This is a genomic window from Candidatus Chryseopegocella kryptomonas, assembly GCF_001536065.1.
GTDB classification, from domain to species: Bacteria; Bacteroidota; Ignavibacteria; order Kryptoniales; family Kryptoniaceae; genus Kryptonium; species Kryptonium kryptomonas.
This window is the reverse complement of sequence record NZ_CZVW01000009.1, coordinates 15165-41274: the sequence shown is the minus strand read 5'-3', so window position 1 is coordinate 41274 and position 26110 is coordinate 15165. Positions and strand designations below refer to the sequence as shown.

25 protein-coding genes are annotated in these 26110 nt (G+C 37.3%); 21 read left to right on the top strand and 4 right to left on the bottom strand.

Going from position 1 to position 26110, the window contains the following annotated elements; genetic code table 11:
* Position 1: 1 nt before the first annotated feature.
* Positions 2-2113: a peptidylprolyl isomerase gene (locus tag AWW83_RS05180; RefSeq protein WP_092349538.1), complete on the bottom strand. Its 2112-nt coding sequence runs from the start codon at positions 2111-2113 to the stop codon at positions 2-4.
* Between the two features lie 148 nt (positions 2114-2261).
* Here AWW83_RS05180 and AWW83_RS05175 point away from each other — a divergent pair, with 148 nt between their 5' ends.
* From AWW83_RS05175 to fusA, 15 genes are all read left to right on the top strand, one after another.
* On the top strand, positions 2262-2774 hold the full coding sequence (locus AWW83_RS05175) for an NADH-quinone oxidoreductase subunit J family protein (protein WP_092349535.1): 513 nt from the start codon (positions 2262-2264) through the stop codon (positions 2772-2774).
* Between the two features lie 38 nt (positions 2775-2812).
* Positions 2813-3115, top strand: coding sequence for an NADH-quinone oxidoreductase subunit NuoK (gene nuoK / locus AWW83_RS05170; protein WP_072150559.1), 303 nt, complete (start codon positions 2813-2815; stop codon positions 3113-3115).
* A 23-nt stretch (positions 3116-3138) separates the two neighbouring features.
* Complete coding sequence (gene nuoL / locus AWW83_RS05165; RefSeq protein ID WP_092349529.1) at positions 3139-5058, top strand: NADH-quinone oxidoreductase subunit L; 1920 nt, start codon at positions 3139-3141, stop codon at positions 5056-5058.
* 26 nt (positions 5059-5084) lie between these two features.
* Entirely contained in the window at positions 5085-6623 is a 1539-nt protein-coding gene (locus AWW83_RS05160) for a complex I subunit 4 family protein (protein ID WP_092349526.1), read from the top strand.
* Positions 6624-6637: 14 nt separating this feature from the next.
* Positions 6638-7135 carry a hypothetical protein gene (locus tag AWW83_RS05155; protein ID WP_092349523.1) on the top strand — a complete coding sequence of 166 codons (498 nt, stop codon included), beginning with the start codon at positions 6638-6640 and terminating at the stop codon, positions 7133-7135.
* Between the two features lie 20 nt (positions 7136-7155).
* Entirely contained in the window at positions 7156-8568 is a 1413-nt protein-coding gene (locus AWW83_RS05150) for a sodium:proton antiporter (RefSeq protein WP_234697252.1), read from the top strand.
* 30 nt (positions 8569-8598) lie between these two features.
* Entirely contained in the window at positions 8599-10032 is a 1434-nt protein-coding gene (locus tag AWW83_RS05145; protein WP_092349520.1) for an NADH-quinone oxidoreductase subunit N, read from the top strand.
* A 128-nt stretch (positions 10033-10160) separates the two neighbouring features.
* Positions 10161-11738, top strand: coding sequence for an NAD(P)H-hydrate dehydratase (locus tag AWW83_RS05140; RefSeq protein WP_092349517.1), 1578 nt, complete (start codon positions 10161-10163; stop codon positions 11736-11738).
* Positions 11735-12112 (top strand): VanZ family protein, encoded by a 378-nt coding sequence (locus tag AWW83_RS05135; RefSeq protein WP_092349514.1) that lies wholly within the window; start codon positions 11735-11737, stop codon positions 12110-12112. The genes AWW83_RS05140 and AWW83_RS05135 overlap by 4 nt, the downstream gene beginning before the upstream one ends.
* Before the next feature lie 6 nt (positions 12113-12118).
* Positions 12119-12391 carry a TMEM165/GDT1 family protein gene (locus tag AWW83_RS05130; protein ID WP_092349511.1) on the top strand — a complete coding sequence of 91 codons (273 nt, stop codon included), beginning with the start codon at positions 12119-12121 and terminating at the stop codon, positions 12389-12391.
* Positions 12392-12403: 12 nt separating this feature from the next.
* Positions 12404-13300, top strand: coding sequence for a P1 family peptidase (locus AWW83_RS05125; protein WP_092349507.1), 897 nt, complete (start codon positions 12404-12406; stop codon positions 13298-13300).
* A gap of 62 nt (positions 13301-13362) precedes the next feature.
* Positions 13363-14154 (top strand): metal-dependent hydrolase, encoded by a 792-nt coding sequence (locus AWW83_RS05120; RefSeq protein ID WP_092349504.1) that lies wholly within the window; start codon positions 13363-13365, stop codon positions 14152-14154.
* A 208-nt stretch (positions 14155-14362) separates the two neighbouring features.
* Positions 14363-14716 carry a YtxH domain-containing protein gene (locus AWW83_RS05115; RefSeq protein WP_092349500.1) on the top strand — a complete coding sequence of 118 codons (354 nt, stop codon included), beginning with the start codon at positions 14363-14365 and terminating at the stop codon, positions 14714-14716.
* 65 nt (positions 14717-14781) lie between these two features.
* Complete coding sequence (locus AWW83_RS05110) at positions 14782-15168, top strand: hypothetical protein (protein ID WP_092349497.1); 387 nt, start codon at positions 14782-14784, stop codon at positions 15166-15168.
* Between the two features lie 24 nt (positions 15169-15192).
* Complete coding sequence (fusA, locus tag AWW83_RS05105; protein ID WP_092349658.1) at positions 15193-17289, top strand: elongation factor G; 2097 nt, start codon at positions 15193-15195, stop codon at positions 17287-17289.
* Positions 17290-17304: 15 nt separating this feature from the next.
* On the opposite strand, the gene AWW83_RS05100 is transcribed toward fusA, so the two are convergent.
* On the bottom strand, positions 17305-18438 hold the full coding sequence (locus AWW83_RS05100; protein WP_092349494.1) for a glycosyltransferase: 1134 nt from the start codon (positions 18436-18438) through the stop codon (positions 17305-17307).
* Between the two features lie 2 nt (positions 18439-18440).
* Entirely contained in the window at positions 18441-19391 is a 951-nt protein-coding gene (locus AWW83_RS05095) for a glycosyltransferase family 2 protein (protein ID WP_092349491.1), read from the bottom strand.
* Between the two features lie 181 nt (positions 19392-19572).
* Between AWW83_RS05095 and sdhC the strand changes: the two genes are divergently transcribed.
* From sdhC to AWW83_RS05075, 4 genes are read left to right on the top strand one after another with little or no spacing between them, the layout of a single operon-like run.
* A complete protein-coding gene (gene sdhC, locus AWW83_RS05090; RefSeq protein WP_092349488.1) occupies positions 19573-19986 on the top strand; it encodes a succinate dehydrogenase, cytochrome b556 subunit in 414 nt (137 codons plus the stop codon).
* A 27-nt stretch (positions 19987-20013) separates the two neighbouring features.
* A complete protein-coding gene (gene sdhD, locus AWW83_RS05085; RefSeq protein ID WP_092349485.1) occupies positions 20014-20367 on the top strand; it encodes a succinate dehydrogenase, hydrophobic membrane anchor protein in 354 nt (117 codons plus the stop codon).
* A 36-nt stretch (positions 20368-20403) separates the two neighbouring features.
* Positions 20404-22161, top strand: coding sequence for a succinate dehydrogenase flavoprotein subunit (sdhA, locus tag AWW83_RS05080; protein WP_092349482.1), 1758 nt, complete (start codon positions 20404-20406; stop codon positions 22159-22161).
* 22 nt (positions 22162-22183) lie between these two features.
* Positions 22184-22909, top strand: a complete 726-nt coding sequence (locus AWW83_RS05075) for a succinate dehydrogenase iron-sulfur subunit (RefSeq protein ID WP_092349479.1) — start codon at positions 22184-22186, stop codon at positions 22907-22909.
* 32 nt (positions 22910-22941) lie between these two features.
* On the opposite strand, the gene AWW83_RS05070 is transcribed toward AWW83_RS05075, so the two are convergent.
* A complete protein-coding gene (locus AWW83_RS05070) occupies positions 22942-23232 on the bottom strand; it encodes a gamma-butyrobetaine hydroxylase-like domain-containing protein (protein ID WP_234697251.1) in 291 nt (96 codons plus the stop codon).
* A 75-nt stretch (positions 23233-23307) separates the two neighbouring features.
* On the opposite strand from AWW83_RS05070, the gene AWW83_RS05065 reads away from it, so the two are divergent.
* Both AWW83_RS05065 and AWW83_RS05060 read left to right on the top strand, forming a co-directional pair.
* Positions 23308-24543 carry a radical SAM protein gene (locus AWW83_RS05065; RefSeq protein WP_092349476.1) on the top strand — a complete coding sequence of 412 codons (1236 nt, stop codon included), beginning with the start codon at positions 23308-23310 and terminating at the stop codon, positions 24541-24543.
* 16 nt (positions 24544-24559) lie between these two features.
* Positions 24560-26104, top strand: coding sequence for an SLC13 family permease (locus AWW83_RS05060; protein WP_159421112.1), 1545 nt, complete (start codon positions 24560-24562; stop codon positions 26102-26104).
* Positions 26105-26110 lie beyond the last annotated feature (6 nt).

Below are 26110 nucleotides of genomic sequence, written 5' to 3'. Positions count from 1 at the left end.
TTTAATGCTCAAAATACAACGCCCGATTATCAACTATTTTTGAATTTTTCTTCAAGTTGTCAAGCCATGTGAAAAATAAAGTGTTGCGCTTTTCGTTGTAAATTTGCTCTTTTAAGGTTTCATATTGAGATTTATAAAGCGTTGAATCAAAAGGAGTTTTATTGACAAGTTGAATGATGTAAACGAAAGAATTTCCTTTTATCGGCTCGGAAATTTGATTTACTTTTAAGTCAAGAAGTTTTCCAATGACATTTTCGTCTGTTCCTATGCCGGGGATTCCACCCGAGAGCGTGAAGCCGGAAGCAGTTTTCACTTCAAGAGTTGAATCAAATTTTGTGATTGCGTCAAGACCTTCACTTTCGTTAAGTTTTTTGCGTAATGTCGTGAGATATTCATATGCTTTATTTTTAAGTTTTTCTCTTCTAACTCTTACTTTTATTGCTTCTTTAACCTCTTCAAGCGGTCTTATTCCAGCTTCTTTTATTTCGGTTATCGTAAATACAGCAAAGCCACCTCTTATTTTGAAGACAGGGCTTACGCTTCCAATTTTATTTGAAAAAGCCCAATCAGAAATTGATTTATTCATTCCGATGCCGGGGATTGGCGAATCTTTTGTAAATGGTGGTGTTGATTTAACTTCAAGTCCGAGAGCGGACGCTTCCTGAACGAAGTTTTTACCGCTTACCGTGTGGCTGAAATCTTCGGCTCGCTTTCTCTGTGATTCAATTGTCTCGGAGCTTGCTCTGACGCTTAATTTGAGATTGGCAATTTTCAATTCTCTGTTATCTTTTGCGACGACTTTAATTATGTGCAGACCATATTGTGTTCTCACAGGTCCGACGATTTCTCCTGGTTTTGCTTTAAAGCATGCTTCTTCAAATTCCTTGACCATTTTTCCTTTTCCGAACCATCCGAGATCACCGCCGTTTCTTGCGGTTGCTTGATCAGCTGAAAAAGTTGCAGCAAGTTTTGCAAAGTCCTCACCTTTTTTCGCAAGGGCGAGGATTTCTTTGGCAAGTTTATATGATTCTGCTGTATCGCGACCGAGAAGAATTAAAATATGGCTTGCTTTTACAAATGTATCTGTTCCTTTTCTCTCTTCAAGAATTTTAACAAGATGGAAACCATCGCTTGCTTTGATTGGTCCAACGATTTCACCAACTTTCCTATCCCAGATTGCATTTTCAATTTCCGGTGAAAGTTCGCCGTGTTTGAAGAAAACATCTGTAAATGGAACTTCAGAGTAATTTTTCACCAGCTCAACAAAATCAGCACCATTAAGGGCTTGCTGTTTTAAATTTTCAAGTTCTCTTACAACTGAAGCAGTATCTTCGGAAGATGGAGCATCGGGGAAAAGGACATATCTTAATCTTCTTGTCTCTTGAATTCTGAATTCATCTTGATGATTTCTGTAATACTCTCTTATTTCTTCATCCGTTGGTTCATTTATTTCTTTTGCAAATTTATTCGGATCAAGCGAGACATATTTTATCTCGTATTTTGTATTTTGCTTTTCAAATCTTTCTTTTATTTCACCATCGCTTACTCTAATGCTTGCAAGTAAACGGCTCTGCAATTTTTCTGTTAATTTTTGAGCTTTCAAAAATTTCTCAACCTCAATCCAGAATTGTTTTGCCTGCGGTGATGTTGATTTTAAAGCTCTTTCAAGAAGTGCACGGTCTATATTTCCTGTTGAATCAATGAAATTTCTTTTCACAGGTTCTGGGAGTGTCTCGGGCGAGTTCAAAACCCAGTCGGTGATTTCTTCATCTGTGACGGTTATGCCGAGTTTTTTAATTTCCTGTTCAACGAGTTTTTGGGTTACGAGTTGTTCCCAGACCTGATTTCTGAGTTGTTCAAGCATAAAATCGTCGGGATCACTTCCAGTTCTTTGTTTGAAGTCCTCAATTTGTGCTTCAAGTGCACGGTTAAATTCCTGATAGCTTATTTCCTCCCCATTTACAATTCCTATTGGTTCACGGAAACCGCCTTCTCTGTGATGTCTTCCTGTTATGTCCATTCCCCAGTCAAGGACAATTGTCAAGAGAAAAAGTATAACGAGCGATAAAAGTATTGCTGGCAGGTTGTCTCTCATCTTTGCCATTATCGGCATAGTTTGCTTCTCACCTCAAATTGTTTTTGAATTTTTTTGTAAATTTAACCCAAAAGCGCCTAAAAAACAATTAACCGAGAAATTCTTTGATTATTTGGCTTCAAATTTTTATATTTATCAACGAGTTTAAAAATAAACCGATTGTGAGATGACTGCACAAGCACTTGTTTTTTTTATTCTGGCTTTTGTCTCAATCGCATCCGCAATACTTATGATAACGAGGGCAAATCCCGTAAAAAGCGCAATCTTTTTGATTGTTAATTTTTTATCCCTCTCAATTCTTTACCTTACATTAAGCGCGCAGTTCATCGCAATAATTCAGGTTCTTGTTTATGCAGGGGCTATAATGGTTTTGTTTGTTTTTGTCATAATGCTTTTGAACCTTCAAGATGAGAAAAGATTGAGCGATAGGTTTGATGTAAGAAGGTTAATTGCCTTTGTAATTGTTTTGCTTGTTTTTGCTGAGATAGCTTTCGGACTTGGTAAATCTGTGAGTGGTAGATTTTTAAAGCCAGCGGAAAATTCGGTTGAAATTGGCAAAATTGAATTTATCGGAGAAAAATTATTCACAAATTATATCCTGCCTTTTGAGATAACCTCGCTTATCTTGATAGTTGCGATTGTTGGTGCTATTGTCCTTGCTAAAAGAAAATTTGAGTGAGAAAGGATGCGAACAAAAAATAAAGGAGAAAAGAAATTATGATCCCGCTTTCCTGGTATCTGTTTCTAAGTTTGATTCTCTTTACAATTGGGGTTCTCGGAGTTTTGATAAGAAGAAATGCCATTGTGATTTTTATGTGTATTGAGCTTATGCTAAATTCTGTTAATTTAGCTCTTGTTGGATTTTCAAGTTATATCGGCAATGAGATTGGGCAAATGCTTGTGTTTTTTGTGATGGTCGTTGCTGCTGCTGAAGTTTCGGTCGGGCTTGCAATTGTGATCGCAATTTTCAGAAACAGGTTAACAGTTAACATTGATGAAATCAATTTATTAAAATGGTAAAGAAAAAAAGAGGCACCTGAAAAATGCACAGGTATATTGGACTTGCTTTGCTTTTCCCGCTTCTCGGTTTCATCATTAACGGTTTATTCGGGTGGCGAATCAAGAAAGAAAAAATAATTGGCTGGTTTGGAAGTTTAACAGTCGGTGCATCGTTTCTTGTTTCGTTTCTGATTTACATTGAACTTATTGGTTTGCCTTCGTATGAGAGAAAATTTATAGTTGAGTATTTTAATTGGATTAAAACAGGAGGACTTGATGTTTCATTTTCTTATCTTGTTGATCCTCTTTCGGTTTTGATGGCTATGGTTGTCACAGGTGTTGGATTTTTGATTCACATTTATTCAATTGGGTATATGCACGGGGATAGAGGATTTGCGAGATTTTTTGCTTATTTGAACCTTTTCATCTTTATGATGTTAAATCTCGTCCTTGCGGATAATTATCTTTTAATGTTTCTTGGATGGGAAGGCGTTGGGCTTTGTTCATATCTTTTAATTGGATTTTGGTATGATAGACCATTTGAAAAGATGACAACAAGCGACGCAGGGAGAAAAGCATTTATCGTAAATAGAATTGGCGATTTTGGATTTTTAATTGGCTTGTTTTTGATGTATAAGTATTTTGGAAGTTTAAATTTTAACACTGTTTTCTCAATTGCAAATAAACTTCAAGTTGGGGATACAACAGTTTTCTGGATAACATTGCTTTTGTTTATTGGTGCGACTGGTAAATCCGCACAAATTCCACTTTATGTGTGGCTTCCGGATGCGATGGCAGGACCAACTCCCGTTAGCGCTTTAATTCACGCAGCGACGATGGTTACAGCTGGAGTTTATATGATCGCAAGATCGTCCGTTTTGTATGCCCTTGCTCCGACAACTATGACAATTGTTGCGATAATTGGCGCTTTAACCGCTGTGTATTCTGCATCAATGGGACTTGTGCAAAATGGAATCAAGAAAGTTCTTGCATATTCAACGATAAGTCAGCTTGGATATATGTTTCTTGCGATGGGGGTTGGGGCTTTTTCAGCTGGGATATTTCATCTTACAACTCATGCATTCTTTAAGGCGCTTCTTTTCCTTGGGGCTGGTGCGGTTATGCACGCACTTGACAATGAGGAAGATATCCAAAAGATGGGCGGTTTGAAAGATAAATTGCCGATAACTTATAAAACATTTTTCATCGCATCGCTTGCGATTGCTGGAATTCCACCGCTTTCTGGATTTTTCAGCAAAGATGAAATTCTCTGGGGTGCTTATTCACAAGGTTCTTTCTGGTTGTGGCTAATTGGTGTGATTGGTGCTTTTATGACAGCGTTTTATATGTTCCGTTTGGTTGCGCTCGTCTTTGAAACACCACCAAGATACGGTGCGAAACATCCGCACGAAGCTCCAAAAGTTATGACCGTGCCACTTGTTATACTTGGATTTTTCTCTGCCGTTTCTGGCTTTATCGGAATTCCTGAATCGTTTGGCGTCAAAAATTTATTCCATCACTGGCTTGAACCTGTTTTTGAAGATGCAAGCGCTAAATTGACTTTTGAAACCGCTCATTCATCGTTTGCTGAATTTCTTCTTATGATAATCTCGGTTTCAATTGCTATCGCTGGAATTTTACTTGCAAGGTATCTGTATCTCAAAAGAATGGATATTGTTCGCAATTTGACGCAGAATCTTTCGGGGCTTTACAAATTGGTTTATAACAAGTATTATGTTGATGAAATATATGATGCAATTGTTGTGAAGCCAGTGACATGGGGAAGTGAGAAATTATTGTGGAAATTTTTTGATGTGAAAATAGTTGATGGTGCTGTGAATGGAAGTGCGAAATTAACTTCTATTGTAAGTTCTGTTTTACGGTTTATTCAAAATGGAATTGTTCAGTTTTACGCAGTTGTGTTTGTGATAGGAATTTTAATAATCTTGTGGCTTATCTTCTGAAAATAAAAAATTAAAAAGATTGAGAAATGGAGTGGCTTCAAAAACATATTTTAACTGCGATAATTTTTCTACCTGCAGTTGGAGCACTTGTAATTTCTTTGATAAGTAGTGAAAGAAAAAACTTAATAAAATTTCTCGGCATCTTTTTCACTTCAATTACATTTCTTCTCTCCGTTTATGTTTTCTTGAAATATCAACCGCAAACGACAAGTTTTCAATTCGTTGAAACATATCCGTGGATTCCGTCGCTTGACATCTCTTATAGAATTGGCATTGATGGGATTTCGCTTTTGCTTCTTGTTTTGACAACTTTTTTAACTCCCGTTGGATTGCTTGCAACATGGGGCTCGGTTGAAAAAAGAGTTAAAGGTTATGTGATTATGTTCTTGCTTCTTGAAACGGGAATGAATGGGGTTTTTTGTGCGCTTGATACATTTCTCTTTTACATCTTCTGGGAGACGATGTTGATCCCGATGTATTTTATAATTGGAATCTGGGGTGGAGAGAATAGAATTTATGCAGCTGTTAAGTTCGTGATTTACACTATGGTTGGAAGTTTGCTTATGCTTGTTGCTATAATTGCGCTTGGAAACTTCGCAAGTCAGATAAATGGACAATTTACGGGAAACCTTGAAAAGTTATATGAAATTGCGCCAAAAATTTCAATCAATGCTCAAATTTTAATGTTTCTTGCGTTTACCTTGAGCTTTGCTATAAAAGTTCCACTTTTCCCATTTCATACCTGGCTACCTGATGCACATGTTGAAGCTCCAACCGCAGGAAGCGTGATCCTTGCTGGCGTTCTTTTGAAGATGGGAACTTACGGGATTTTGAGATTTTCAATTCCTTTATTTCCTGATGCAACATTTATCTTTTTGCCCTACATTGCAACGCTTGCTGTAATTGGAATTATTTATGGTGCGCTTGTCTCTTTTGTTCAACCAGATTTAAAAAAGCTTGTCGCTTATTCATCTGTGAGCCATCTTGGATTTGTCGTTCTTGGATTAATGGGATTAACGGTTGAAAGTGTGCAAGGTGGATTGATTCAAATGGTAAATCACGGACTTTCAACAGGTGCACTGTTTATGCTTGTTGGAATGATTTACGATAGAAGACATACGAGGATGATTTCAGAGTTTGGAGGACTCGCACGAGTTACACCTGTTTATGCGACATTGTTTATGATCGTTGCTCTTTCATCGCTTGGTTTGCCTGGATTAAATGGATTTGTTGGAGAATTTTTGATTTTGCTTGGTTCTTTTAAATCAAAATTTCTCGGGACATCTATATTTGCAATTTTTGCTGCAACTGGCGTAATTCTTGCAGCTGTTTATCTACTTACGGCGTATCAGAGAATTTTCTTTGGAAAGGTCACAAAGCCAGAAAATCAAAATTTGAAAGATTTAAACATCAGAGAAATTGTTTCGCTTGCTCTTGTTATAGTTTTTATCGTCTGGATTGGAATTTATCCAAATACTTTTTTGAAGAAGTCAGAGCCAAGCGTAAAGAAAATCGTTGAGCAGATGGAGAAGTATCGTTCGGGAGTTTTGAGAGCGCAAAAATAATTTCTGGTGGAATTATGAAACAAGCCAAGGAAAGACAGGAAGAATATGTTTATCGTGCCGATCCATTTGCGATTGTCTTCAGAGAACTTGACATTTTGCGTCAGGATATAAGAGATATTAAAACGGAGCTTAAATGGGTCAGGGAACAATTTGAGCATGTGAATAAAAGATTTGACGATGTGAATTTGCGGATTGATGGTCTTAACAAAAGAATTGATGATGTCTACAAGCATTTTGATGAAATTTATAAAAAGTTTGATAGTTTTTACAAAAGGTTTGATGAGATTGATAAGCGATTCATCAGGGTTGATGAGAAATTTGATGTAATGAACAAAGATATGAACGAACGGTTTGACGGTGTGAGTAAGCGATTTGATGATGTAAATAGGCGTTTTGACGATGTGAATAGGCGGTTTGATGATGTGAATAAGCGAATAGATAGGTTGTTTATATTTGTAATTGTTTATCTTATCGGGCTTGCAGCGTTTTTGATTAAAGAATTTTTCTTCTGAAAACAAAAACGGAGTTAAAGGTGAAAAAATATATCATCCCTGCGTTAATCACAATTTTATTTCTTCTTGTTCCAGCGTCTGATGCATTTGCCATAGAGTATGAAATTCTTCCAGTTAATCCAGTGATGATCACACCATTTATTTTGCTTCTTCTTGCGATTGCAGTTATGCCTTTTATAAATCGTCATTGGTGGGAGCATAATTATCCGCTTGTTTCTTTTGCGTTAGGTGCTGTTTCGGTAGTTTATTATTTCTTTATTTTGAAAAATGCTCCAAGAATGATTCACACCGCAATTGAGTATTTTAGTTTCATCTCGTTAATAGGTTCGCTTTTTGTCGTTGCAGGTGGAATTCACATAAGAGTTAAAGGAAGATCAACTCCGCTTGCAAATGTCATCTTGCTTGGAATTGGTGCGGTTATTTCAAATCTCCTTGGGACAACGGGCGCTTCAATGGTTTTAATAAGACCTTACATAAGGTTGAATAAATATAGAATTTCTGGTTATCATATCGTCTTTTTTATCTTTATTGTTTCAAACATTGGTGGTATGCTGACCCCAATAGGGGATCCACCTCTTTTCCTGGGTTACCTTAAAGGAGTTCCATTTTTCTGGGTGATAACGAGAGTCTGGTATATATGGTTAATAGCTGTTGGTTCTGTGTTATTTGTATTTTATCTTATTGACCGATACAATTATAAAAAGTTACCCGATGTAATGGAAAGAGAAATTGAAGCAAAGGGTGAGGAAGCAGTGGTTGAAGGTTTGCACAATGTTATATTTCTTGCGATAATTCTTGGTGCGGTTTTCCTTGAGGAACCAATTCGTGAGATTATAATGATCGGTTCAGCAGTGGCAAGTTATCTTACAACAAAAAGAGAAATCCACGAAAGAAATGATTTCAACTTTATCCCGATAAAAGAGGTTGCGATATTATTTGCTGGAATCTTTGCGACTATGGTTCCCGCCCTTGATTGGCTTGAGCTAAACGCAGAAAAACTTGGGATCACTCATCCGGGTCAATTTTTCTGGGGCACAGGTGTGTTATCGTCTTTCCTTGACAACGCTCCAACCTATCTTAACTTCTTGAGCGCAGCTTTTGGATTGCATGGTTTAAGCGTTGATAATCCAATTCATATGAAAGCAATGCTTGGGATGCTTTCCCCAAACGACTTAAGCCATCTTCAAATTTTACATAATTCTGGTGTTTTTCCAGTAACCAATGATTCATGGAAATATGTTCAGGCAATTTCTGTCTCCGCAGTTATATTTGGAGCGATGACATATATTGGGAACGGACCTAATTTTATGGTTAAATCAATAGCCGAACAAGCACATATTAAGATGCCAAGTTTCTTTGGTTATATGATCAAGTACTCAATGCCAATTTTATTGCCGATTTTCACATTTATATGGTTCATCTTCTTTAGATAATAAAAATTCAAAATTAAACACAAACAAGCGATGAGCTTTTACACGGATTTGATAGGAACATCACCTATTTTAACTGTATCTTTAGCTGGGTTAATTGTCGTTATTTTAGAAGCACTTTTCAAAAAAAGCGAAACCATTAGTTATATTTTCAGTATAATTTCACTTATCGTTGCTGGATTTTTCTCAATTTACACTTATCCGATGTATTCAACAGCGTTTAACAGTATGATTGCCGTTGGAGGATATGCAAGTTTTTTTGATTTCGTTTTTTGTCTTGGGGCTTTGCTTACAATTTTACTTTCAAAGGATTATCTTATTAAGCGAAAAACAAACTATGGTGAGTTTTATATACTGATTTTATTTGCAACTGCTGGCATGATGTTTCTTGCCTCCGGTCTTGATTTAATTATTACATTTCTCGGGATAGAGTTAATGTCAATTTCTCTTTATGTTCTTTCTGGTTTTGTCCGCACAGACCCGAAATCAAACGAAGCCGGTTTGAAATATCTACTTCTTGGGGCTTTTGCAACCGGGTTTTTGTTGTTTGGGATTACATTCATTTATGGAAGCACAACGACAACGAATTTAAAAATTATCTCTGCAAATATCCAAAATTACCAAAGCGATTTTCTATTTTGGCTTGGCGTTGGATTTTTACTTATAGGATTTTCTTTTAAAGTTGCTGCTGTCCCATTTCATATGTGGGCACCCGATGCTTACGAAGGAGCTCCCACACCTGCAAGTGGTTTCATGTCCGCAGTTTCAAAATCAGCAGCGTTTGGTGCCTTCGTTCTCGTCTTTATTTTTGGCTTAAATGGCACAAATGAACAGGTAAGGCAGGCAATAGCTGTTATCTCAGTTTTATCCATGGCTCTTGGGAATATAATAGCAATTTCCCAAACGAACATTAAGCGAATGCTTGCTTATTCAAGTATAGCCCATGCTGGATATATTTTGGTTGGGCTCGCATCCGCAAATGAACTTGGTAAACAAGGAATTCTTTATTATTCGCTTGCTTATGTTCTTATGCAAGTTGGTGCTTTCGGGGTTGTTTCAATAGTTGAAAAAGAAGAAAATAAATCACTTGATATAAAAGATTACGCTGGGCTTGGACATAGAAAACCCTTAATTGGTGTTCTGATGTCCATTTTTATGTTTGCATTGACAGGGTTCCCCCCATTTGCTGGATTTGTTGGAAAGTACTATCTTTTCGCTTCAGCGGTTCAAGCTGGAATGACATGGCTTGCAGTTGCCGGGGTACTTGCTACGCTTGTCTCGGTTTATTACTATCTCAATGTCGTCGTAAATATGTATCTTAAAGAAGCACCGTCGGAAGTTTATAATCCAAGCGATGAGAAAATTTCGGCTTCTGGTTCTTTTGCAATTTTAATCTCTGCAATTGGAATTTTTATAATTGGAATTTTGCCAACGCTTGTGACAAGATATTTTGAGAAATTGTTTTAATTTTTAGAAGGATTTTGACGCTTTGAGCTGTGGTTTAGTTTGCATAGAGATTTTTTAAAACGGGTTTAGCTGTGAAAAAAGAACTTACCAGTGGGTTTAGTTTTTAAAAATAAAACTATTTTGCGGTTATGCTTCTTGTTGCATCAACTGAAGAAATGAAAAAATGTGATAGTTATGCGATAGATAAACTTGGGATTCCGGGGCTATTGTTGATGGAAAATGCATCGCAAGGCGTGATACATTCAATTTTGATGAAGTATGGTTCTGTTGGTGGAAAAAGAGCTTTTGTTTTTTGCGGTGGTGGAAATAACGGTGGTGATGGGCTCGCAGTTGCTAGAAAACTTTTCGGAATGAGAGCAGAAGTTTATGTTTTTATGCTTGTTGAACCGGAGAAACTTCGTGGTGATGCAAAGACAAACTATGAAATTGCGCAAAGAATAAGGCAAGGGAAAAGAGAGAAAGATATTTTTGAGATCATCACTTTGAAAAATGTGAATGAACTTGATAAATATCCGAAGCCAGATATTATAATTGATGCAATTTTTGGAATTGGTTTCAAGGGGAAGGTTCAAGGTCTGTTTTATGATGTGATAAACTGGATAAATTCGCAGAGAGTTTACACTGTTTCAATTGACATTCCATCTGGTTTAAATGGTGATACGGGCGAGATAGAAGGTATTGCTGTGAGAGCTGATCTTACTGCGACGATGGGAGTTCCGAAGACAGGGCTTATGTTGAATTGGGGAAAAATTTTGCCGGGGAAAATTTACATAATTGACATTGGGATTCCGGGCTTTGTTTATCACGAGGTTGGGATAAAGACATATTATCTTGAGGCGATGGATGTTAAAAGAAGATTGCCAATTCGTCCTTTCAATGCACATAAATATAGCTGCGGGAAAATTTTTGCGCTTGTTGGTTCGCCGGGTTTGACGGGTGCAGCGACGATGTCAACTCTTTCAGCAATGAAAGTTGGGGCTGGTGCAGTTATCGCCGGAGTTCCAGAAAGTTTAAGCCCAGTGCTTGAAACAAAATTAACAGAAGTTATGAAACTTCCTCTGCCAGAAACGAATGAACATACGATTGGATGGAACGCTCTTGATTTAATTGAAGAGTATATGGAGTGGGCTGATGTTTTGATAATTGGACCAGGACTTTCAAAAAATTATGAGACGAAGCAGGTGATCTTAAATGTCATCAAAAAATTAAACAAAAAAGCAGTAATTGATGCGGATGGATTAAACGCTTTGGTTGGAAATCTTAACATTCTTAAAAGTTTAAGGACCGAAATTGTCTTAACACCTCATCCGGGTGAATTTTCTCGTTTGACGGATTTACCTGTTGAGAAAATAGAGCGTGAGAAAATTGACATCGCAAGAAATTTTGCTCTTGAATATGGCGTCGTGCTTGTCCTCAAAGGCGATACAACCGTGATCGCAAATCCAGAAGGAGAAGTTTTCATCAATTCAACGGGTAATCCAGGAATGGCAACCGCTGGAAGCGGAGATGTTTTAACTGGAATGATAGCTGGTTTTATGGGGCAAGGTTTAAGTGCTGTTGATTCGGCAATTTGTGGAGTTTATTTGCACGGTCTTGCGGGAGATTTGGCTCGTGATAAATTTGGAGAACTTCCAATGATGGCAATGGATATTTTGAACATGATTCCAGAGGCAATTCAAAAAGTTATGAAAGAGGACAAGGGGTGAAAAATTTTTTAAAGTATCAGTTTCCTGCTTTCCTGTGGATGGGTTTGATCTTTGTTCTTTCATCAATTCCGGGAAATTATTTCCCTGAAGAACCTTTTGATCTGTTTGATAAATTCGTCCATGCAACCTTGTTTGGAATTTTGACATATTTGATTTATCGCGGTTTTCAATATCAAAATAAAAGTTTTTTCCTCAAACATTTCAGCATTGCGATTGCGTTTTTTATCTGCGTTGTTTACGGGATATTTGATGAATTACATCAGGAATTTGTCCCGGGGCGAATGCCAGATGTCACCGATGCGCTTGCAGATATAATCGGTGGTGGTTTTGTATCACTTTTACTTCTGATTTACAATTTTAAAAACAAAAAGTGAATTCGTATGTCCTGGAAAATTATCATCACAACTTTCTGGGCTATATTTCTTGCTGAGCTTGGGGATAAAACGCAGCTTGCGGTGCTATCGCTTTCAGCCCAATCAAAGAAACCTATCTCTGTTTTTCTTGGTGCGATAATTGCTTTTGCGGTTATCACTTTTTTAGGTGCAATCATTGGAGATGCTTTGACGAAAATTATCCCCGCTCACATCATAGAGAAAATCGCAGCAGTTGCGTTTATCATAATCGGGATTTTAATGTTTTTTGAAAAAATATGAATTTGTCTTGCTATGTTTGAAAAACTTGGTTTTAAAATCGGGCATTCAACCAATCTTGAAGCGCTTACCGGTTGCACGGTGATTTTGTGCCCGCCCGGAACTGTTGGAAGTTGTTTTGTAAGTGGAAATGCTCCGGGAAGCCGTGAGCTTGAACTTTTATCGCCGGAGATGACCGTTTCAGAAGTTCACGCAGTTGTCTTAACAGGTGGAAGCGCATTCGGGCTTGCATCTGCAGATGGAGTTATGCGTTATCTTGAAGAAAATGGAATTGGTTATCAAACTCCGTGGGCGAAAGTTCCGATTGTTCCAGCTGCGGTTGTATATGATTTAAATGTTGGAAATCCAAAAATAAGACCGACTGCGGAAGATGGTTATAAGGCTTGTTTAAATGCAAGTGTTAACTTTGAAACAGGTCTTGTCGGCGCTGGCACTGGAACAACCGTGGGCAAATGGGCGGGATTTGAGCACAGGATGAATGGCGGATTTGGGTTTTCAATCGTTCAAAGTGATGATTTAATTGTCTCTGCTGTTGCTGTTGTAAATTCAGTAGGTGATGTGGTTGATGAAGACGGAAAAATAATCGCAGGCGCAAGAGTTGATGGAAAGTTTATCGGGTTGGAGAAAAAATTTAGATTTGCTTTACAAAGAAAGATTCAATTTGGAACGAATACAACGCTTGTTTGTGTGATGACAAATGCAAAACTATCAAAGATTGAAGCATACAAAATTTCAAAACGAGCTGATGATGGGCTTTCAAGAGCAATTCGTCCATCTCATACAAGTTATGATGGTGATGTTGTCTTTACACTTGCAAACGGAGAGATTGAATCTGAGTTTGAAGTTATCGCAGAACTTTCTGTTTATGTAGTTGCGGAAGCCATAAGAGATGCGGTGAGGAAGTCAAATTAATGTTGCAAAATTTTGCGAAGTTTTTGAAATTATAAAAAACAAAAACAAATGAAGGTGGAAAAATGAAGGAGCTACTTATCTTAACACTTATCCTTGCGATTGCAATTGCGGGGGTAGCAACTTCGGCTGAGAAAAAAGGACAAAGATTCAAAGGGGTTGAAGTCACTTGGCTTGGGCATGCTGCTTTTCTTTTGAAGTCACCCAATGGTAAAATTGTTTTAATTGACCCATGGCTTGAGAATCCAAAAGCACCGGCGTCAGCGAAGAAAATTGACAAGGTTGATCTTATCCTGCTTACTCACGGACATTTTGACCACGTTGGACAAGCACCCGATCTTGCAAAGAAAACAGGTGCAAAGGTTGTAGCCATATTTGAAGTGTCAAGATACCTTGCAAAACAAGGAGTTGCAGAGGAACAGCTTATCGGAATGAATTATTCTGGAACAGTTGAAGTTGATGGAATTAAAATTACAATGGTTCCAGCAGTGCATAGTTCTGGGATTTCGGATGGAAATAACATAATTGAAGGTGGAAATCCGGCTGGATATGTTGTTGAATTTGAAAATGGTTTCAAAGTTTATCACACTGGCGATACGGGTTTATTTGGGGATATGGAGTTAATTAAAAAACTTTACAGTCCTGATCTAATGCTTGTTTGCATCGGTGGGCACTTCACGATGGGACCAAGGGAAGCAGCGGAAGCGATTAAACTTGTTGAGCCAAAATATGTTATCCCGATGCATTACGGGACTTTCCCACTTCTTAAAGGAACTCCATCTGAACTTGTGAATTATTTGCCAGCGAAGTTTAAAAAGAGCGTAATTGAACTTAATCCCGGAGATACAGCTAATTGATCTGGTTAATTTAAACCTCCCCGAATTTCGGGGAGGCGTTTTTGCATCTTTGATGAAAATCTTGATTTTTAGAAATCAGGTTTTTATCTTAATTTTGAGATTGTGAGCAAGTGTGAAGGTTATTTTGTTTGCGAAGTGAGATTGTGTTTAATGTTATGATTTTTGTGTATGAGCATTTAAATTGAAAACTAAATTCTGGAGGTAAGTCATGGCGAGAGAAAATAATGAAGGAATGTTTCGGGGATTTTTAATTGGCTTTTTGGTTGGGAGTGCATTAGGGGCTGTGCTTGCTATGTTGTTTACACCAAAGAGTGGAAGGGAAATGAGAGCTTTGATCAAGGAAAAATCAACACTTGCGAAGGAAAAAGCTGGTGAATATCTAGGTGAAGCAAAAGCTAAAGCCGAAGAAGTGATTGAAAAAGCAAAAGAAGAAGCAGAAAAAATTAAAAGAGAAGTTGATGAGATAATTTCAAGCGCAAAGCAAAAAGTTGAAACCGTTAAAGAAGCAGTGAAGTCGGGAGTTGAAACTTATAAAGAAGAAACAAAGAAGAGCAAAAGCTGAAAACTTTAAAGGGCAAGACGGGATGTCTTGCCTTTTTTATTTTAAAATTAATCTCGGTGTTTCAAATGGAAACTTTAATTCAAATTTTAACCGCTCTTTTGCTTGTTTCGGCAATTTCAGCGTTGGTTTATCTTGTCATCGTTTTTATCAGATTGAAAACTTTGCTTGAAAATTTAAACAGGACGACGACCGAGCTAAACTCAAAACTTCCAACAATTCTTGACAATTTCCAGAAAGTATCAGAACAACTTGCTGATGTAACATCAAAAGCTCAATCGCAGTTTGAAACGATTCAGAACTTGACAGAAACATTTCAATCATATTTCCAGCGTGTGAAGGGAGTTTTTTCAACCGATAGTTCTTCAACGCTTGAAGGTTTGCCATCGGGCTTGACAAAAATTTTTGCGTTGATAAAGGCAATTCGCACGGTTATAACAAAGCTAAAAGCATAAAACACAAAAAGGAGGTTGATGGTGGTGAAGGAATATCCAACAGAAAAAATCAGAAACATTGGATTAATTGGGCATGGTGGTTCGGGAAAAACATCGTTTGCGGAAGCCATACTTTACAGCGCTGGCGTAACAACACGACTTGGCAGAGTTCAAGAGGGAAATACCGTCTCGGATTATCATCCAGATGAAATTGCGCAACAGGTCTCAATCAATCTTTCTCTTTTGCATTGCGAGTGGAAAGATGTTAAGATCAACATAATTGACATGCCAGGATATGCTGATTTCATCGGTGAGGTAAAGAGCGGTTTAAAAGTTTCTGATACCGCTTTGCTTTTTGTTAAGTCAATTGAAGGAGTTGAAATTGGAACTGAAACAGCTTGGGAATCTGCAAAAGAAACGGGAAATAGCGTCATCTTTGTCGTAAACAAACTTGATGCGGAGCATTCAAATTTTGATAATGTCGTAAATCAAATAAGAGAAAGATTTGGTCATGAAGCGGTCGTTGTTCAATTCCCGTTAAATCAGGGGACAAATTTTGATTCAATTGTTGATGTTTTGAGAATGAAAGTGTTAAAATTTGCAAGGGACTTATCTGGAAATTATACCGAGGAAGAAATACCAGCGGATTTGAAAGAGAAGGCAGAGAAGATGCGTGAGGAATTAATTGAATCAATCGCTGAAACTGATGAAGAGCTCTTGAACAAGTTTTTTGAAAATGGTGGATTAAGCGATGAGGAGTTAAAATCTGGTTTTATCAATGCGTTTGCAGAGAGAAAAATTTTCCCGATTTTCTGCGCAGATGCTTATCATAATATCGGTGTTAAACCAATTCTTGATTTTGTGGTTGATTATTGTCCGAGCCCGAATAAAAAATTTGTTGAAGCAAACTTAAAAGGCGATACATCACAAACTATCAAGTTAAATTATAATTCATCTGGCGAGCCCGTTATTTTCATTTTCAAAACAGTTTCAGAAGCACACGTTGGCGAATTTTCGTTTTTCAAAGTTTTCTCTGGGACGATAACTCGTGGGATTGACCTTGTCAATCAAAGCAATGGGACGATTGAAAGATTAAGCCAGCTTTATGTTATGAATGGAAAAGAAAGAAAAGAAGTGAATAAATTTTATGCTGGTGATATAGGTGCTGTTGTAAAGTTGAAAAATACACACACAAACGATACACTTTCAACAAAGACATTTTCAGTTGTTATCCCACCGATTAAATTCCCTGAACCTGTCATCCAGTTTGCGATCATCTCAAAGAATAAGGGTGAGGAAGAAAAAATTGCAGCTGGGCTTCACGCTCTTCACGAGGAAGACCCGACATTTGTTTTCACAGTTGATAATGAATTGCAGCAAACATTGATAAGTGGACAAGGTGAAACGCATCTTATGATAATCGCAAAGAGATTGAAGGAAAAATACGGAGTTGAAGTTGAACTTGGTGAGCCAAAAATTCCATATCGTGAAACCATCAAAGGCAGGGCAAGGGAGCAGGGTAAATACAAAAGACAAACTGGTGGAAGAGGTCAATACGGAGATGTCTGGCTTGTCCTTGAACCATTGCCAAGAGGTGGAGGTTTTGAGTTCGTTGATGCAATAGTAGGTGGCGTCGTCCCAAGAAATTATATTCCTGCTGTTGAAAAAGGGGTAAGAGACACTATGGCAAAAGGTGTGCTCGCAGGTTATCCAGTCATTGATGTGAAAGTCACGCTTGATTATGGTTCTTACCATCCTGTTGATTCGTCCGATCTTGCTTTCCAGATTGCTGCGTCAATGGCATTTAAAAAAGCATTTATGAACGCAAATCCAGTGCTCCTTGAACCAATCTATGAGATTGAAGTTAAAGTTCCTGAGGAATATATGGGGAGTGTAATTGGGGATATTTCAAGCCGAAGGGGCAAAGTTATAGGGATGACAGCCGAGGGTCCATATCAAATTGTCAAAGCGTATGTCCCGCAGAAAGAACTTTATAGATATTCATCAGCTTTGAGATCGCTCACGCAAGGAAGGGGAGTTTTCACCGCAAGATTTTCACATTATGAGGAAGTTCCGAAAGAAATCGCTGACAAAATCATAGCCGAGGCGCAGAAACAGAAAGAAGCGGTTGAAGAGGAATGAAATAGCGGGGGCTTTTCAGCCCCCGCTTTCATTTATGATTGACTCAATTGCGTTTGCAAGATTTTCCCAAGAAAATTTCTCTTTGGCGGATTTAACATTTTTTGAAAATTTTTCCCCAAGATTTTCTTTAAAAAACCTCACCACAGCTTCTGCAATTTTTTCCGGCTCTGGTTCGGTAATTAACCCCGTTTCACCATTAAAGACAACTTCCGGAAGTCCACCAACATTTGTTGCAATTACAGGTCTATTGAAGTTGTAGGCGATTTGAACGATTCCGCTTTGAGTTGCTGAAACATACGGCAAAACCACAACATCAGATGCAGAAAAATAAACTTTGACATCATCGTTTGGGATATACTCGCTTTTAAAGATGACAAAATCAGAAATTCCTTCATCTTCAACAATTTTAAAATACTTTTCGGGGTTTTCGTAAAATTCGCCTGCAACGAGAAGTTTTACCTGAATTTGTGCAAGTATAAATTTCATCGCTCTTAAAATTAAATCAAGCCCCTTATACGCTCTGATGTATCCAAAAAAGAGCAAAATTTTATCGTTCGGATTTAATCCCAGAATTTTTCTTGCTTCTTTTTTGTCAATTTCTTCACCAAATATGTCATAAATTGGATGAAAAATTTTTTTATAGTTTGCCTTTGGCTTTATTTTGATTAGGTCATTTTCAACAACATTTGATTGAACTATGAAATGATCTGCGAAAGCGAAAGCAAATTTTGTAAGCAATTTTGAAAATGGGAATTTTTCGTGCGGAGTTATGTTGTGGCAGATGAAAATTATTTTTGTATGGGAAAAAATCTTAACAACAGCGGATATAACTCCATAACATGGAGCAAGAAATGGAAGCCAGTATTTAAAAATTAACACATTTGGTTTTTCACGCAAAATTTTTAAGCCAGTGATGATCCAGTTAAATGGATTGATTGAGTCAATAATCCTTTCTGTTTCAATTTTTTCTGTTTCAGAAACTTGTTCAAATTGCGTTTTGCCTGGGAATAAAAGTTTCGGATATAATCTTTTGAAGTTGAAAATTTTTACATTGTGTCCTCTTTGAGCAAGGGTTTTGAAAAGTAGCCCAGCGTAGTGCGCAATTCCGCCTCTGTATGGATAAGCAGGTGAGATGATGATTATTTTCATTTTTAGTCAAGATGTATTTCCTTGATTGAATAAGTTTCAAGATGCTGATATGCTCGTGTTATCATCTCCCCAAGCAAACCGATTGAGATAAATTGAACTCCGACAATTGTGAGCATAATTCCAAGTATGAAAAGCGGTCTATTGCTCAATGCAATTCCTTCAATTATTTTCAAAAGCGAGAGATAAAGCGTGATGCCAAAACCAAGCAAAAACACAAGAAGCCCGACAGTTCCAAAAAGATGAAGAGGTCTTTTGAAATATCTTGTCGTGAATAAAACTGTCAAGAGATCAAGAAAACCCTTTAGAAATCTGCTGATTCCAAATTTTGTCTTTCCATATTTTCTTGGATGATGCTGGACGATAACTTCGCCAATTTTATAACCAGCCCAATGTGCAAGCACAGGCAAATAGCGATGCAATTCACCATAAACTTTTATATCTTGCGTCACGCTTTTTCTGTATGCTTTTAAACCACAGTTGAAATCGTGAATCTTTATCCCTGTTAAAGTTGAAACTGTAAAGTTGAAAATTTTTGATGGGATTGTTTTTGTTATCGGATCGTATCTTTTCTTTTTCCATCCAGAGACGAGGTCATAACCTTCATTAAGTTTTTTCAATAGGTTCGGAATCTCGTGCGGATCATCCTGTAAATCAGCATCCATAGTTATCACAACATCGCCCTTTGCATGCTCAAATCCAACTGCAAGAGCAGCTGATTTCCCGTAATTTCTTCTGAAACTTATGATTTTAACATTTTTATCCTTCTGTCTCAATTTTTTTAAAACATCAAGCGAGCCATCGTCAGAGCCATCGTCAACAAAAATTATCTCGTAGTTGTATTTGTTTGCCTTGACGACTTCGTTAATTTGTTGGTAAAGTTCGTTTAAAGATTCAACTTCGTTATATAGGGGTATGACTATTGAGATAAGTTGTTTTTCTTTTGTCCTTGCCATTTTCTTAAAGTGTTAATTTTCGTCTTTTCAAAAAATAATTTAAGCAAAAATTTTGCAAAATTAAATTCATTTGTTTGCTGGCGAGATTTTGTTTCGGTTAAAGAGGGGCTGTTAAAGTTGATATTGAAATTGAGTTTTTTTAATTTTAAAACGATAACAAAAAAACATAAGGAGCACTTGTATGAAAGTAGCAAAAACAGGTGAAGGTTACTTCAAGCTGGTTGCCTCCTACAAAAAAGAGACAGGGGGATGGGCGTGGATAATTCACAGAATCTCTGGACTTGCTCTGACTGCGTATATCTATGTCCATATCTACGCCCTTTCAACGCTTACAAAAGGAAAAGAAGCTTTTGATGCTGAAATGGCTTTGTTTCAAAAGCCATTGTTTAAGGTTCTTGAATGGTTGCTTTTTGCTTTCGTCCTTGCGCATACTTTGAACGGAATTAGAATTGTGCTCGTTGATTTCGGCAAGGGTTCATTCTACCACAAGAAGGCGTTTGCTTATCTTATGATAATCGGGATTATCGCATTTCTTGTTATGGGTTATTTCATCTTTAGCCACGAGATACATCAGGCATTTGCTGGATTACTCTGAAAACCTAAAACAAATCGGAGGTTTAAAATGTCATTCAGATATTACGGTTCAAGAAAAAGCGGTTCAATAAGCTGGCTTTTGCAGAGGATAACTGGGATATTTTTAATTTTTGCGATGGTAGGGCATTATATTTTGATGCATTATTCACCTGAGACAGGTCATTCTTATGAGCAATCCGTTGCGAGGTTTTCAAATGCATATTGGAAAATGTTTTATTTGACTTTTATAACGCTTGGATTGTGGCATGGATTGAATGGTGTTTGGTCTATTTTGAGAGATTTCAAGATGAAACCATGGCTTGCGATTACACTTTATGGAATAATTGTTGTCTCTGGAATTGCTTTTTGGGTTCTTGGTGTAAGCACAGCATTACATTTTTAAAGCACTTTTAAAACAAAATTTCAAGAGGTGTAAAAAATGATTCATCAATTTGACGCTGTAATCGTCGGAGCTGGGGGCGCGGGGTTAAGAGCAGCACTTGAAATTCCCGAAGGTTATTCCTGCGCCGTCTTAACAAAAGTTTATCCAACAAGATCACATACAGGAACAGCACAGGGCGGAGTATGTGCTGCACTTGGAAATGAAGAAGAGGATTCCTGGGAATATCACTTTTTTGACACTGTAAAAGGAAGTGATTTTCTCGGGGATCAGGATGCAATTGAAATAATGTGTTATGATGCGATTCGTGCAATCATTGAACTTGAACATATGGGGATGCCTTTCTCAAGAAATGAGAAAGGTTTAATTGCGCAAAGACCTTTTGGAGGGCACACAAAACCGAAAGATCCAAATAATCCATTTGGTGAAAGAGTCCCCGTAAAAAGAGCTTGCTTTTCTGCGGATAGAACAGGACATGTGATGCTTCAAACACTTTATGAAAACTGCATTAAAAAAGGTGTTCAGTTCTTTCCTGAATTTTTCGTCACGGATTTAATTGTCCAGGACAACATCATCCGTGGTGTGGTTGCAATTGAGATTGCAACTGGTGAGATTCACATTTTCCACGCTAAGACAGTTATGTTTGCAACTGGTGGATATGGCAGAGTTTTCAGGATAACATCAAACGCAGTTGTCGGCACGGGCGATGGTTTCGCAATAGTTTATAGGAGAGGAATTCCGCTTGAAGATATGGAATTTGTTCAATTTCATCCGACGGGACTCTGGCGTCTTGGGATCCTTGTCTCGGAAGCTGCAAGAGGTGAAGGTGGTGTGTTGAGGAATAAACACGGCGAAAGATTTATGGAAAGATACGCACCTACAATAAAAGACCTCGCACCACGTGATGTAATTTCAAGAGCAATGTATACTGAAATCCGCGAGGGCAGGGGAATTCAAGGACCCGATGGAACTTATTATCTCTTGCTTGATCTAACACATCTTGGACCGGAGATTATAAACAAAAAACTTCCTGAGATAACCGGTTTTGCGAGAATTTATCTCGGTGTTGACCCACTAAAAGAGCCAATTCCTGTTGTGCCAACGACGCACTACGCAATGGGCGGAATACCGACAAATGTTGATGCAGAAGTTGTAATTGATGATAAAGGGACTAAAATTGAAGGTTTCTACGCAGCTGGTGAAGTTGCGTGTGTCTCTGTTCACGGAGCAAATCGTCTTGGGACAAATTCTTTGCTTGATATAATTGTTTTCGGTCGTCGTGGTGGAAAGAAAATGGCTGAATATATAAAAGAACGCGACTTCGCACCACTTCCAAAAGATGCGGATGAATGGACACGTAAAACCGTTGAAAGATTGCTCAACAGCAACGGCAAAGAACGCGTCTCAAGGATTAGAACAGAACTTCAAGAGATTATGATGGATAAAGTTTCTGTTTTCAGAACCGAGGAAGGAATTAAAGAGGCGATTGAAAAAATCAAAGAGTTGAAGGAAAGGTATAAAGAAGTCAAAATAGATGATAAGGGTAAACGATTTAACACTGATCTTATTGAAGCGATTGAGCTTGGAAATTTGCTTGACACCGCTGAAGCAATTGCATACAGTGCTTTGAATAGAACAGAAAGCAGAGGTGCGCATTATCGTGAGGATTATCCGAAGCGAGACGATCAAAATTGGCTCAAGCATACGCTTATATATAAAAACGAAGACAAAGAACCAATAATCAAATATAAACCTGTCGTCATAACCAAAATTCCACCTATGGAAAGAAAATATTAAAAAATCACAATGAGGTTTGAAAATGAAGGTAACCTTTAGAATTTTCCGGTTCAATCCAGAAACAGACGAGAAACCTTATTACAAAGATTATGAAGTTAACGCAGACCCAAAAGATAGGGTTGTTGATGTCCTTCATTACATAAAAAATGAAATTGATGGAACATTGACATTTCGTCGTTCCTGTTTACACGGTATTTGTGGCTCAGATGGAATGAGGATAAATGGCAAAAATATGCTTGCTTGTTCAATTCTTTTGCAAGACCTTGGATATACGGATAGAGACAAAACTTATAAAAAGCCAATCGTTGTTGAACCATTGCCTGGGATGCCGATTATAAAAGACCTTGTGACTGATTTTACAGATTTTTGGAAAAAATATGAAGCGGTTAAACCGTATTTAATTACCAAAACACCACCGCCGGAACGAGAGCGATTGCAAAGCCCCGAAGATGTTGAACTTATAATGGAAGCGTCAAAATGTATTTTATGTGCTTGTTGCACGACAAGTTGTCCATCAACATGGTCAAATGATAATTATCTTGGTCCTGCTGCTTTGCTTAAAGCATACAGATTTATCTTTGATTCAAGGGATGAAGCGACGGATGAACGTCTTGATATAATTGACACGCCTGATGGAGTATGGCGCTGTCATACAATTTTCCACTGTGTTCAAGCTTGCCCGAAGGAAATCAATATCACCTGGCACATATCTCAATTGAAAAAGAAACTTGTGGAGCGTGAAATTTAAAAATCAAAGGGCGGTTTTAACACCGCCCTTTTTTATTCTTCTTTTAACTCACGAAGATAGTCAAAACTGTAAATCCCCGTATTATGCCCGTCTCCCCATGTTATTTGAATAGCATAATTCCCAACGAGAGTTATATCTTTTATCTCATACTGCCCCGAAACGGGAAGTTTCACCAACGGACTTTCTTCTCTTTCAGCAGAGCATGTAGCGCACGGACAATTATCTCGCAGAAATTTAAATGTGAAGATATTTTCATAGCCATCGCTCCAGGTGAATTTTAACTTGTCATTGTCAATTTTTTCAATTTTCGTCGGATAAATCATTTTTGGAAAATAAGCGTTTGTTTTTAAATTACGACTTGAAAATAAAAATTTAAACCCAAAATCTCAAAATCTGCGATGGAAAAGGTTGGAGAAAATGTAGTTAAGTTTTTTATCCAGGAATTTGGGAATGTTTATTTCAACATTCAAAAGTATTCAACGACGATTTCGGAAGAGCACAGATTTATTTATTATTTTGACGCAGAGGGAAGATTTATGGGCGGATTCTTTGATGGAGTAAGTTACAGGCGTGGACTTGACAATAGATTGATGAAAAAATTTTTTGATAGCGATAAATTCAAGGTTAAGGTTTTTGTAGATAAAGATGAAAAAGTTAAAGTTATTGAGGATGTTCTCCAAAGAGTTGAAAAAATAAAAAAAGCGTTGTCAAATTTTGAAAGCGTTGATGAAGATTTGCTCCTGCGTCTTGATGACATTTTAAAGTGGAACTATGAAAATCTTGAAAGAGATGGATTTAAATTTTTCTCAATTTACAAGCCCGTAAGCATTTTACCTCCAGATCAATATCTTTCGCTTGTGCTTCAACCTGCGGAGGGATGTTCGTGGAATAAATGCACATTTTGCAGTTTCTATCAAGATAGAAAATTTAGGATAAAATCCCCAGATGAATTCAGAGAGCACATCAAGAAAGTTAAAGAATTTTTCGGGCGTGCGATAGGACTGCGAAAGTCAATTTTTCTTGGCGATGCAAATGCCTTGATAATTCCACAAAAAAGATTGATTGAGTTAATAAAAATTATTCACGAAGAATTTCCAATTTCGCAAAGTAAAGATGATTTTGATTATGTGTTTGACGGGATATATTCTTTTCTTGATATTTTCGGCGCTGAAAGAAAAAGCATCGCAGAATATATTGAGTTGAAAAATTTACAGGTTAAGAGAATTTACATTGGACTTGAAACAGGTGATCCCGAATTGTTTAAATATCTGAACAAGCCAGGTTCACCTGATGAATGCGTTGAAGTTGTTGAGACAATTAAAAACGCTGGGATAAATGTCGGGATTATAGTTCTTGCTGGTGCAGGTGGGAAAAGTTTTTATGAGAAGCACATAAAAAACACTGTTGAGACAATTTTGAAAATGCCACTTTCAGATGGTGATATAGTTTATATCTCGCCCCTTGTCCTTGATGAAGCAAAAGAGTATGTCAAAATTATGGATGAAATTGGTTCGCAAATTTTAAACAAGTTTGAATTGAGGGAGCAAATTAACGAAATTAAAAATGGTCTTAAAAATCTCATCACCCGTGGAGTAAAAATTACGCTTTACGATATTCAGGAGTTTATTTACTAAAAAATTTTGAATGATTATGGAATTTGACAGAATTCGTGGAAACATTGGATTTTTTATGGGGCTTATTCTTTTTATCTTGATTCTTGCTCTACCGACTCCGCAAACTTTTATTGATTATGCAAAAAGTGGACTTTCATCCACAAGTGTTAATTCAGATGTTTTAACGCTATCATACAGTATGAAGATAACGCTTGCGCTTTTGATTTTGATGATTATATGGTGGGTCAGTGAGGCAGTGCCGATCCCTATTACTTCGCTTTTGCCCGGGGTTATCTTGCCGTTGTTTAAAGTTTATGGAGTTCAAAGTGGAAAACTCATTGAACTAAATGGGCGAAATGTATTTTTGAATTATGCAAATCCCGTGATTTTTCTCTTTCTTGCTGGATTTTTAATTGCTGGAGCGATGCAGAAGTGGGGACTTGACAGAAGAATTGCTTTATGGATTTTAACTCGTGGAAATATAGCAAAAAGCCCCGGAAAAATTTTATTTGGTTTGATAATTGCAACTGCTTTTATATCAATGTGGGTTTCAAATACAGCAACTACAGCGATGATGTTGCCAATTGCTCTTGGGATACTTAACAAGTTAAATGTTGATTACAATTCAAAATATGCGAAGGCGGTGATGCTTGGCGTGGCTTATTCCGCTTCAATTGGTGGAATTGGAACAATAATCGGGACACCACCGAATGGTATTGCTGTTTCAATACTTTCAAAAGAGAAAATTGCGCAGATTAATTTTCTTGAGTGGATGAGTTTCGGCATCCCATTTCTAATTTTTACTCTACCAACTTTATGGCTTGTGTTAAAGTTGGTTTTCAAATTTGAAATTAAATTTGGGGATGAGATAAAAGATGTATTGTTAAGTGAGAAAAATAAACTTGGCAAGTTAACAAAAGCTGAAAAATTAACACTATTTGGATTTCTTCTGACGGTCTTCCTTTGGCTGACAAATCCTTTCTGGCAATTTATCCCATTTCTGGGGCATAAACTTGAATGGTTTGATGAGTATCTGATAGCGGTTTTCGGATGTATTGTTTTATTTGCATTGCCAGTTGATCTTGGCAAAAGAAAATTTGTCCTTGATTGGAATGATTCAAAATATGTTGATTGGGGAACTTTGCTTTTGTTCGGTGGTGGGATAGCTCTTTCGGATGCGCTTTTTAAAACAGGACTTGCAAATGTGCTCGCAAATGAATTTATAAAATTTTTCGGTCACCCTTCACTTTTCCTCCTTATTTTTATCGCCGTAATTTTTATGGAGCTTTTAACCGAAGTTACATCAAATACCGCTGTTACTTCAATGATGGTTCCGATATTTATTTCAATTTGTTCTGGTTTGGGCGTTAACTCAACTTTTGTCGTTTTACCTGCAACAATTGGTGCATCAATGGCTTTTATGTTGCCCGTTGCTACACCACCAAATGCAATTGTTTATGGGACAAGATATGTCAGTTTGCTGGATATGATTAAAGCAGGTTTAATCCTTGATTTGATTGCGTGGCTTTTTATAAGCCTTTATTTTTACATTATTTCTTCTTTGAACCTGTTGAAATTTTGATTTTAG

Excerpts from the sequence above, each read along its gene's own strand:
- AWW83_RS05060 (WP_159421112.1), top strand. The coding sequence starts at position 24,560 with ATGGAATTTGACAGAATTCGTGGAAACATTGGATTTTTTATGGGGCTT.
- AWW83_RS05180 (WP_092349538.1), bottom strand. The coding sequence starts at position 2,113 with ATGCCGATAATGGCAAAGATGAGAGACAACCTGCCAGCAATACTTTTA.
- AWW83_RS05095 (WP_092349491.1), bottom strand. The coding sequence starts at position 19,391 with ATGGCAAGGACAAAAGAAAAACAACTTATCTCAATAGTCATACCCCTA.
- AWW83_RS05130 (WP_092349511.1), top strand. The coding sequence starts at position 12,119 with ATGTCCTGGAAAATTATCATCACAACTTTCTGGGCTATATTTCTTGCT.
- AWW83_RS05155 (WP_092349523.1), top strand. The coding sequence starts at position 6,638 with ATGAAACAAGCCAAGGAAAGACAGGAAGAATATGTTTATCGTGCCGAT.
- AWW83_RS05125 (WP_092349507.1), top strand. The coding sequence starts at position 12,404 with ATGTTTGAAAAACTTGGTTTTAAAATCGGGCATTCAACCAATCTTGAA.
- AWW83_RS05145 (WP_092349520.1), top strand. The coding sequence starts at position 8,599 with ATGAGCTTTTACACGGATTTGATAGGAACATCACCTATTTTAACTGTA.
- sdhD (WP_092349485.1), top strand. The coding sequence starts at position 20,014 with ATGTCATTCAGATATTACGGTTCAAGAAAAAGCGGTTCAATAAGCTGG.
- AWW83_RS05075 (WP_092349479.1), top strand. The coding sequence starts at position 22,184 with ATGAAGGTAACCTTTAGAATTTTCCGGTTCAATCCAGAAACAGACGAG.
- AWW83_RS05115 (WP_092349500.1), top strand. The coding sequence starts at position 14,363 with ATGGCGAGAGAAAATAATGAAGGAATGTTTCGGGGATTTTTAATTGGC.
- sdhC (WP_092349488.1), top strand. The coding sequence starts at position 19,573 with ATGAAAGTAGCAAAAACAGGTGAAGGTTACTTCAAGCTGGTTGCCTCC.
- AWW83_RS05065 (WP_092349476.1), top strand. The coding sequence starts at position 23,308 with ATGGAAAAGGTTGGAGAAAATGTAGTTAAGTTTTTTATCCAGGAATTT.
- AWW83_RS05160 (WP_092349526.1), top strand. The coding sequence starts at position 5,085 with ATGGAGTGGCTTCAAAAACATATTTTAACTGCGATAATTTTTCTACCT.
- AWW83_RS05070 (WP_234697251.1), bottom strand. The coding sequence starts at position 23,232 with ATGATTTATCCGACGAAAATTGAAAAAATTGACAATGACAAGTTAAAA.
- AWW83_RS05120 (WP_092349504.1), top strand. The coding sequence starts at position 13,363 with ATGAAGGAGCTACTTATCTTAACACTTATCCTTGCGATTGCAATTGCG.
- nuoK (WP_072150559.1), top strand. The coding sequence starts at position 2,813 with ATGATCCCGCTTTCCTGGTATCTGTTTCTAAGTTTGATTCTCTTTACA.
- AWW83_RS05140 (WP_092349517.1), top strand. The coding sequence starts at position 10,161 with ATGCTTCTTGTTGCATCAACTGAAGAAATGAAAAAATGTGATAGTTAT.
- AWW83_RS05110 (WP_092349497.1), top strand. The coding sequence starts at position 14,782 with ATGGAAACTTTAATTCAAATTTTAACCGCTCTTTTGCTTGTTTCGGCA.
- sdhA (WP_092349482.1), top strand. The coding sequence starts at position 20,404 with ATGATTCATCAATTTGACGCTGTAATCGTCGGAGCTGGGGGCGCGGGG.
- AWW83_RS05100 (WP_092349494.1), bottom strand. The coding sequence starts at position 18,438 with ATGAAAATAATCATCATCTCACCTGCTTATCCATACAGAGGCGGAATT.
- AWW83_RS05175 (WP_092349535.1), top strand. The coding sequence starts at position 2,262 with ATGACTGCACAAGCACTTGTTTTTTTTATTCTGGCTTTTGTCTCAATC.
- nuoL (WP_092349529.1), top strand. The coding sequence starts at position 3,139 with ATGCACAGGTATATTGGACTTGCTTTGCTTTTCCCGCTTCTCGGTTTC.